General features: G+C 66.5%; 8 protein-coding genes. 4 read left to right on the forward strand and 4 right to left on the reverse strand.

The genetic code is table 11. The annotated features are described in order from the left end of the window. Positions 1–209 precede the first annotated feature (209 nt). The 3 genes from QN345_RS12085 to QN345_RS12095 all read right to left on the reverse strand — a co-directional run bounded on the left by QN345_RS12085 (position 210) and on the right by QN345_RS12095 (position 4,822). Positions 210–812 (reverse strand): NADPH-dependent FMN reductase, encoded by a 603-nt coding sequence (locus tag QN345_RS12085; protein WP_134449613.1) that lies wholly within the window; start codon positions 810–812, stop codon positions 210–212. A gap of 120 nt (positions 813–932) precedes the next feature. Then, entirely contained in the window at positions 933–3,038 is a 2,106-nt protein-coding gene (locus QN345_RS12090; protein ID WP_323505028.1) for a transglycosylase domain-containing protein, read from the reverse strand. A 95-nt stretch (positions 3,039–3,133) separates the two neighbouring features. Next, complete coding sequence (locus QN345_RS12095; protein WP_277612950.1) at positions 3,134–4,822, reverse strand: ribonuclease J; 1,689 nt, start codon at positions 4,820–4,822, stop codon at positions 3,134–3,136. Between the two features lie 330 nt (positions 4,823–5,152). On the opposite strand from QN345_RS12095, the gene QN345_RS12100 reads away from it, so the two are divergent. After that, entirely contained in the window at positions 5,153–5,659 is a 507-nt protein-coding gene (locus QN345_RS12100; RefSeq protein ID WP_323505027.1) for a glutathione peroxidase, read from the forward strand. Positions 5,660–5,666: 7 nt separating this feature from the next. Here QN345_RS12100 and QN345_RS12105 read toward each other — a convergent pair whose 3' ends face one another. Beyond that, positions 5,667–6,335, reverse strand: coding sequence for a VOC family protein (locus QN345_RS12105; RefSeq protein ID WP_323505026.1), 669 nt, complete (start codon positions 6,333–6,335; stop codon positions 5,667–5,669). 186 nt (positions 6,336–6,521) lie between these two features. Here QN345_RS12105 and QN345_RS12110 point away from each other — a divergent pair, with 186 nt between their 5' ends. From QN345_RS12110 to QN345_RS12120, 3 genes are all read left to right on the forward strand, one after another. After that, entirely contained in the window at positions 6,522–7,037 is a 516-nt protein-coding gene (locus tag QN345_RS12110) for an Lrp/AsnC family transcriptional regulator (protein ID WP_134449609.1), read from the forward strand. A gap of 107 nt (positions 7,038–7,144) precedes the next feature. Then, positions 7,145–7,630 carry an NADH-quinone oxidoreductase subunit B family protein gene (locus QN345_RS12115; protein WP_134561020.1) on the forward strand — a complete coding sequence of 162 codons (486 nt, stop codon included), beginning with the start codon at positions 7,145–7,147 and terminating at the stop codon, positions 7,628–7,630. Beyond that, positions 7,627–9,172, forward strand: a 1,546-nt coding sequence (locus QN345_RS12120; protein WP_323508685.1) for a proton-conducting transporter membrane subunit, incomplete at its 3' end; no start/stop codon positions are given. The genes QN345_RS12115 and QN345_RS12120, both read left to right, overlap by 4 nt.

A 9,172-nucleotide genomic window follows, 5' to 3' on the forward strand; every position in this document is an offset into this window, starting at 1 on the left:
GGAGGGGTCCCGGGCGGGGGCTCCGCCGTGCTTTCCGAGCGAATTTCTGAGGGTTCTTCAGCTGTCATACCGGTCACTCTACGGAAGACCACCGACATTCCACCGGCATCCGCACGCCCATGAATCACCTGTGGACAACCTGGTCAAGGAGCATTTTTGTGGAGAACTTCTCTGACAGGCGCTAGCGCCCGGGGCCGACGGCTATCGCGTCACTTCTTCGAGCTCGCGTGCAAGTCTCCGATGTGGCCCGGCGCGGTGACGTCCAGGACGCGCTGGACGAACGCACCGTACTCATCCATGTAGTGCCGGAGAAAGTCCCTGGTGCCCGCATCGGTAATTTCGCCGTCGCCCGTGAAGACCGTCGGATCGAACTTGATGTACGCCTCCGGGGAGTTCAACTGGGGGGCATCGAGGAAGCTCAGCACGCTGCGCATGTTCGACTGCATGACGGCGGTGCCGATATTACCCACGGAGGCGCCGATGATTCCGGTGGGCTTCCGCGCGAAGGAGTTGGTCCCCCAGGGCCGCGAACCCCAGTCGATGGCATTCTTCAGGGCCCCCGGTATCGACCGGTTGTATTCGGGCGAAACGATCAGGATCCCGTCGGAGCCTTCGATGGCAGCTTTGAGGGCGCGCCCCTCCGGTGGATAGTCGGCGTCGAAGTCCTGGCTGTAGAGGGGAAGGTCCCGGATGGGGATTTCCGTGAAGTGCAGGTTCTCCGGGGCGAGCCGGATCAGCGCCCGGGAGAGCGTGCGATTGATGGAGGTGGAGGACAGGCTTCCGACGAAGTAGCCGATCGTGTGTGACGTCATTTCCGTGTTCTTTCCGGAGCGCCCGAACGGCCACGTCAAACGACTGTCCCCGGCATCTCCTGTGTGATGAGCCGACTCCTCCGTCCTATCACACAGTCGTGATCAGCCACACAGTCCGGATCAGCGGGTCATGCTCCGCGGCGGCACCGTGAAGCTGTCCCCGCCGTACTTCTCGTTGGCGACGCTCATGACATCCGGCCACATCCGGTGCCGGGCGGTCGCGGCCTGGCCGCTGTCGAAGTACGTCGTCCGCTGGTCCTGGCCGTCGCCGGACACGTTCACAACCCCGACGACGGTGGCGACCTTCGTGCTGGCCCCGCTCATCCAGGTGTCCTTGTTGTCGTCGGTGGTGCCGGTCTTGCCGATCATCGGCACCCGGGGCGTGGTGGCTCGGTAGGAGGCCGCCGCCGTTCCGCTCGTCATGACCCGTTGCATCGCATAACTCATCCCCGCGGCGACGTCCGTGCTGACGGACTGGGTGCAGTTCGACGTCGGCGCGGGAATCTCCGTACCGTCCGGCCCGGTGATCCTGTCGATCAGGATCGGCGTGCACGTCACGCCGTCGTTTGCGATCCCGGCATAGGCGGCCGCCATGGTGAGGGGCGCGATCTCGTTTGTTCCGAGCACGGATGCCGCGCCCTGCTCGAGCGCATTCCCGTCGGCACGGTGCACGCCGAATGCTTCGGCCGTCTTGCGAATGCCGCACAGGTCGAGTTCCTTGGCCATACCGATGAAACCCGTGTTGATCGACTGGATGGTCGACTGCAACGCCGAACTGTACGAGCCGTTCTCCGACGAGGAATCGTTCTTCGGGTTGAATGCCGCCCCGTAGCTTTGCGGCCCGTTGCAACTGTCCTCGAACGTCCCCCAGTTCGACCGGGGCCGGGAACTCACGGACTCGGAGAGGGAATGACCTTCGTTGAGCCACTCGGCAAGGGTGAAGACCTTGTACGTCGACCCGGTCTGGAACCCGTTGGAGCCGCCCTGGCCGAGGTCGGTGTTGTAGTTGATGCCGCTGAAGTTGTCTCCGGTCGCCTGCACGGCAGGATCCTGGCTGTAGTCCTTGTTCTGGGCCATGTCGAGCACTCGCCCGGTTCCGACCTCCACACTCGTGATGACCCCGCCGACGTCCCAGCCCGGATACGTCGCAGGCACGTTCGACTTCATTGTGGTCTCGGCGGCGGACTGCAGATCGAGGTCTAGGGTCGTGTAGACGTTGTACCCGCCGAGTCGCACGTTGGCCAGCCGTGTCTCGGCATCCGCCCCGAATGCCGGGTCGTTGCGAAGCGTTTGCATGACGAGGTCGCAGAAGTAGGCGCTGCCGCCTGCTGTCTGGCACCCGGTGCTCGGCTCGGTGATGGTCGGTTCGATCGGGGCGTTGATCGCTGCATCGTGATCTGCCTGGCTGATCTTGCCGTGCTCGAGCATCGCATCGAGGATGTAATCGCGCCTGTCCTTGTTGTCGGCATAACCGTTGGCCACACCGTTTGTCGCGCTGTCCGGCTTGTCGAGCTGGAATTTGACCGGGTTGTTGACGATCGCGACGAGGCTCGCGGCCTGCGGCAACGTGAGGTTGGCCGCCGTGGTGTTGAAGTAGTAGCTCGCCGCGGCCTCGATTCCGTAGACGGAGCCGCCGAAGCCCGTGATGTTCAGGTACTGGCGCAGGATTTCGTCCTTGGAGTACTTCTTCTCGAGGCCGATGGCGAGGCTCATCTCCTTGAGCTTCCGGTCGGGGCTCGCCTCGGTGGCCGTGTTGTAGCAGTCCGCGCGTTCCGTCTCGTCGGTGAGCGCTTCGCACTTCTGCACGAGCACGTTCTTCACGTACTGCTGGGTGATCGAGGAGCCGCCCCTGGCTGTGCCGGTGAAGACGGTCGAGACGATGCCGGTCACGGTGCCCCAGATGTCGACGCCCCCGTGGTCGTAGAAGCCCGGATCCTCTCCCGAGGTCGCGGCATCCTTCACGAACGGGCTGATCGCGTCGAAGGCGACCTCGACGCGGTTCTGGTCGTAGAACGACGCGAGGAGGTAGGGGGTTCCCGCGCTCGTGGTCGCATAGAGGTTGCTCTTCTGCGACAGCCGGCCGATCTCGAGGTCGTCGGGCAGGTTCACGGCGATGACGGTCACGACGGTCGCGATGACGGCCACGACGACACCCATTGCGATCAGGACGATGGAACGACGGCGGAGTCGACGGCCCTTCTTCCTGCTGGGCGGCGAAATTGTCATGGTACGACTATGGCTTTCATTTCTGGACGAGTGGTACGAAGAAGGCGGATGCCGCCGGACCCGCGGGTCCACCGGCATCCGCCTTGGAGTGGCTGCTAGGCGTCGACGACGACGGAGGTGATCACCGGGATGCGGCGGTACTTACGCTGCATCCACCGTGTCACACTCTGGGTGAAGATCTCTTCGAGCTCGGGCCCGTCGACGATCTTGACCTTGTTCGCCGCGCGGAGAGCGTCGTCGATGGACTTCGTCGCGCCCTGGATCCAGGCGTTGTCCTGCACGAAGCCGCGGGCGATGAACTCGACCGGTTCGACGAGCGCGCCGGTGCGGGTGTCGAGGATGCCGAGGATCGTGACCGCGCCGTCGTTGGAGAGCTGCACGCGGTCGGCGAGGGCCTCTTCGGAGGCGACACCGCCGACGGTCATGCCATCGACGAGGACGATCTCGGCCGGAACGCGGCCGACGATCTTGGCGACGCCGTCGACGAGGTCGACGACCACGCCGTCTTCGACGACGAGCACCTGCGCCTCGGGGACACCCGTGCGGATCGCGAGCTCGGCGTTGGCCTTGAGGTGGCGCCATTCGCCGTGGATCGGCATGACGTTCTTGGGCTTGACGAGGTTGTAGCAGTAGACGAGCTCGCCGGCGCTCGCGTGGCCGGAGACGTGCACCTTGGCGTTGCCCTTGTGCACGACATTGGCGCCCCAGCGGGTGAGGCCGTTGATGACCCGGTAGATCGAGTTCTCGTTGCCGGGAATGAGCGAGCTCGCGAGGAGGACGGTGTCGCCCTCGCCGATCTTGATCGTGTGTTCGCGGTTCGCCATCCGGGAGAGGGCTGCCATCGGCTCGCCCTGCGACCCGGTGCAGATCATCGTGACCTGGCTGTCCTTCATCCGCTCGAGCGCCTTGACGTCGACGATGAGGCCCTTCGGCACGTGCAGGAAGCCGAGTTTCTCCGCGATGGCCATGTTGCGCACCATCGAGCGGCCGACGAAGGCGACCTTGCGGTTGTGCCTGGCCGACGCGTCGATGACCTGCTGGATGCGGTGCACGTGGCTCGCGAAGCTCGACACGATGATACGGCGCGGCGCGGTGCGGAACACCGAGTCGATGGCCGGGCGGATGTCTTCCTCGGTCATCGTGAAGCCGGGAACCTCGGCGTTGGTCGAGTCCGTCATGAAGAGGTCGACGCCCTCTTCACCGAGACGGGCGAAGCCGGGGAGGTCGGTGAGGCGGTTGTCGAGCGGGAACTGGTCCATCTTGAAGTCACCGGTCGCGAGCACGAGGCCGGCTTCGGTGCGAATGGCGACGGCGAGTCCGTCGGGGATGGAGTGGTTCACCGCGAGGAATTCGAGGTCGAACGGGCCGAAGCTGCGACGCTGGCCTTCCTTGACCTGCTGGAGCTTGGGGGTGATCCGGTGTTCTTCGAGCTTGGCGCTCACGAAGGCGAGGGTGAGCTCGCTGCCGACGACGGGGATGTCCGCGCGCTCGCGGAGGAGGTACGGAACGCCGCCGATGTGGTCCTCGTGGCCGTGGGTCAGCACCACGGCGACGACGTCCTGCATCCGGCTGCGGATGTAGGAGAAGTCGGGCAGGATCACGTTGACGCCGGGCTGGGTCTCCTCGGGGAACAGCACCCCGCAGTCCACGATGAGCAGCTTGCCCTTGTGTTCGAAGACGGTCATGTTGCGACCGATCTCGCCGAGGCCGCCGAGGGGGACGATGCGCAGTCCCCGCTTGATGAGGGACGGCGGGCTGTTCAGGTCGAGTTCGTGCTTAGTCAATTAAATAAACTCATTTCTTGGCGAAACCGCGCACAGGGCAACCGGTCTCATAGCCGGCGCCGGGTCTATCCGGCAGCCGTGGTGACGGGGTTATGCAAATCAGAAGGTGATGCGCGCGTCAGGTCGCGAGGCCGTGAGCCTCATTCGACTGGGCGAAGCCGTGGAAAGCCATCCGGGTGTGTGGAACCGCAGAGCGTGAAAGCGCAGCTGTGGATGGCCGTTGAATCGCGCTGTCAACTCCCAATTCTACCGCATGCGGGCCGCCAGCTCCCCCGGCGGTTCTCCCGCCGTCCCCAGCCGACTCGGAGACTTCGCTAATAGCCTGCGATTATGCCTTCTTCTTCCCCCCTGTACGACGCCCCGCTCACCCTCATCGACGGCACGGAGACGACATTCGCCGACTACCGCGGCAAGACCGTTCTCGTGGTCAATGTCGCATCCAAGTGCGGCTTCACGCCCCAGTACGCGGGCCTCGAGGACCTCTACGAGCGCTTCAAGGACGACGGCCTCGTCGTCCTCGGCCTGCCGTGCAACCAATTCATGGGCCAGGAGCCCGGGGAGTCCGCCGACATCGAGGCGTTCTGCCAGCTGAACTACGGTGTCACCTTCCCGATGACCGAGAAGGTGGATGTCCGGGGCAAGCACCAGCATCCGCTCTACGCCCAGCTCACCAGGTTCAAGTCCGGCCTGCTGCCCGGCCTCGTCAAGTGGAATTTCGAGAAGTTCCTCGTGAACGCAGAGGGCCAGATCGTGGACCGCTTCGCCTCGACCGTCGAACCCGAGTCACCAGAGCTCGTCGGCGCGATCGAGAAGACGCTCGCCTCCGCCGCCGCCTGACCCGGGTTCAGTAGCTCGAGGTGCAGACGCAGAGCTCGTTGCCCTCGACATCGGCGAGCACCCACCACTCGGGGGCGTGCTCGTCGGTGAGCAGCGTGCCGCCGGCCTCGACGATCGCGCTGACGCGTTCCTCGGCGTCGTCACCCGGCACGTAGACGTCCAGATGGATACGATTCCGGTCGGTGCGGGCAATCTCCATGTGCTGGAACCAGACCCTCGGCCCATGACCCCGCGGGTCGACGAGTTCCACGTCGCCGTCGCCGTCGGCCGGCAGCTCGACATAACCGAGGCCGACGCGCCAGAACGGCCGGATCGAGTCGGCGTCCGTGCAGTCGATCGCTACGTCGTACCGGGCGGGCGTCACGGCCCTGCCTTCCGCACCGAGCTCATTCGCGAGCGCCTGGATCTGCAGGGCGAGCCGGAGGTCGCGTTCGGTCACGCCGCCGAGATCATGCGAGCGGAGCCGGAAGGCGACCGTCCCGTAGCCGAGTTCGACGTCGGGATGGTGGCCTGCGGCATCCGCCGCCTCGGCGACGCGGTCGAGGAAGCGCACCGCAGAGGCGAAATCGCTCGTGCGGTAGCTCGCGTGCAACGCTCCATCGAGGTGTACGAACGGGCCGCCCTCGAGCACGGGGCCGGTCTGCACGGGACTCTGGATCGAACCGGTTGCGCTCATGTACCTCACTCTGCTCCGGCGCCCGCCGGCGGTCAAGAGAATGAGGCCTGCGAAAGCCGGCGGGAAGCGCGGCGGACCGCCGCGGTGACCCTCCCGACGCGTCCTTCACGGATGCGCCCTCGCGGGGCGTAACACTAATCACTTTGCCCTATTCTGCGGGCCTCCTGCGTGCTAATCTCATGCGTTATGCACAGTCTGGACAGGGTCGACCTCCAACTCCTCCGCGCCCTCTGCGTAGAGCCGCGCAGCACCTTCGTGGCCCTCGCCCAGCGGCTGGGATTGTCCAGGAACACCGTGCAGGCGCGGATGGCACGGCTCGAAGAATCCAACGCGTTCCTGGCCTTCGATCGCCGGATCAATCCGATCGCCCTCGGCCACCCCCTGACGGCGTTCATCCAGGTGCACCTGCAGCAGAAGAGGCTCAGCCAGATCGTCGCAGAACTCAACCAGATCCCCGAGATCGTTCAGGCCCACGGAATGAGCGGGTCGACGGACCTGCTCGTCCTCGTCGTGTGCACGGATGCCGACGACCTGTTCCGCATCGACGGCACGATCCTTGCGTGCGAGGGCGTCGATCGCACGGAGACCTCGCTCGCCATGGGCGAGCTGATCCCGTACCGGATCACCCCGTTGCTCGACCGGGTGACCCGGGAGCGCGGCCCGGCGAACCGCGCCGACGTCGATATCGACGACGAGGCCTGAGTCCGACGGAACGACCGCCCCGCACCGCGCAGTGTCCACAATCTATTTGATAAATTCATCATATAGGTATATAAAGAAGTAATGATGTTTAGTGGCGTAGACCCCCGGTGAGCGTCACCAGACTGACCTCCCTCATCCGTCGCAGCGGGCGGATCGCAGAGCAGGCCCCGCAGGCCCCCGCCCTGTTCCCCGGCGCCGGGATCTTCGGCGGCAGCATCCAGGTGCGCTTCATCAATGCCGGCGGCTGCAACGACTGCGCCCAGGAAGTCGCCAGTGCCTTCGGCCCTGTCTACGACGTCGAGCGCTACGGCGTGCGGCTCGTCGCCTCGCCTCGTCATGCTGACGTGCTGCTGATCTGCGGTTCGGTGACCAGGAACATGATCGAACCGCTTCGGCGCACGGTCGTCGCGACCCCCACCCCCCGTTTCGTCGTCGCCGTCGGCGACTGCGCGATCACGGGCGGCGTCTTCGCCGACGGCTACGGTGTCGCCGGCCCGGTGTCCGACTTCGTGCACGTCGACCTCGTTGTCCCCGGTACTCCGCCGGAACCTGCCGCCATCGTCGAAGCCCTCCGACGGATGACCGGGCGATGAACGCCGTCCAGTCCGGCCTCGTCGTCCAGGCCCTGCTCGCGCTCGCCGCCGTTGCGACCGGCCTGCTCAGTCCCGTCTCGTGGCGGTCCCGCGCGACCGGCGCGCTCTGCGCCCTCCTCGGCCTCGCCGGCATCGTCACCGGGGCCGCAGCGCTCGGCGGGGCGAACGGCACCCTGACCATCCCGCTCGCTCTCCCGATCGATCCCCTCGTGCTCTCCCCCGACCGGCTCGGCGGCCTCTTCATGATCGTCGTCTCCGCGGTCGGCGCCCTCGTCTCCCTCTTCGGGATCGGCTCGGCCCGCGGCGCGGAGGCCTCACGCACTTCCTGGGCGGCCATGGCCGTCTTCCTCGGCGGCATGCAGCTCGTTCCCGCCGCGACCGACGTCGTGTCCTTCCTGCTCCTCTGGGAGATCATGACCCTCGGCTCCACCGTGCTCCTCCTCGCCGACCACGCGAGCCGGAGCACCGTCTACTCCGCCGCGATCTGGTACTCGGCGATGTCCCAGCTGAGCTTCTTCTTCGTGCTCGCCGGCTTCGGCGTGCTCGTGGCCGCCACCGGCGGTACCGGCTTCCAGACGCTCGCGACCGTGCCGGCCGATTCCTGGCCGGCGAACCTAGCGTTCGTCCTCCTCCTGCTCGGCTTCGGCGGCAAGGCGGAGCTCGTCCCGCTGCACGTCTGGGTTCCCCGGGTGCTGCCAGAGGCGCCGAGCCACGTCGCCGCGGCGATGAGCGGCGCAATGGTCAAGATCGGCGTCTACGGCGCGCTCCTCGTCTGCGTGCGCCTGCTGCCCTCCGGCCCGCCGTGGTGGGGCGTGCTCATCCTCGTGCTCGGCGGTGTGTCCGCCGTGTACGGCATCCTGCAGGCCTCCGTCGCGAGCGACCTCAAGGTGCTGCTGGCCTACTCGACCACAGAGAACATGGGGCTCGTCTTCCTCGGCCTCGGGGCATCCGTGTTGCTGCGCAGTTACAACGCGACGGCCGCCGCCGACGCCGCCCTCGTCGCGGCCCTTCTACTCATGGTGAGCCACGCCGCCTTCAAGACGACCCTCTTCCTCGGTGCCGGCGCCGTCGCGCACGCGACCGGCGAGCTCAACCTCGACCGCCTCGGCGGCCTGGGCAAACGGATGCCGTGGACGGCAGGCACGTTCGGCCTCGCCAGTCTCGGCGCGGCATCGCTCCCGATCACGAGCGGCTTCGTCGCCGAGTGGATGCTGCTGCAGGCGCTGATCCACGGTGCCCGGCTCGACGGTGAGGTCGTCTCCGTCGCCGCGTCGATCGCGATGCCGCTCGCCGTCGCCGTGCTCGCCCTCACCGCGGGACTCGCACTGCTGACCTTCGTCAAGGCATACGGCATCGCATTCCTGGCCCGGCCGCGCTCCCGGAAGGCGAGCATCGCCCGCGAGGTGCCCTGGGTGATGCGCGTCCCCCTCGTGCTCGGCGCCCTCGCCGTCGTCGGCCTCGGGCTCATGCCCGGCCCGCTCGCCGCGGCCATCGCCGCGGCCGTCGGCCCCGTCATCGTTCCCGACGTGCACACCGTCGGCC

This window comes from Cryobacterium sp. 10I1, assembly GCF_035019805.1.
Classification (GTDB): domain Bacteria; phylum Actinomycetota; class Actinomycetes; order Actinomycetales; family Microbacteriaceae; genus Cryobacterium; species Cryobacterium glucosi.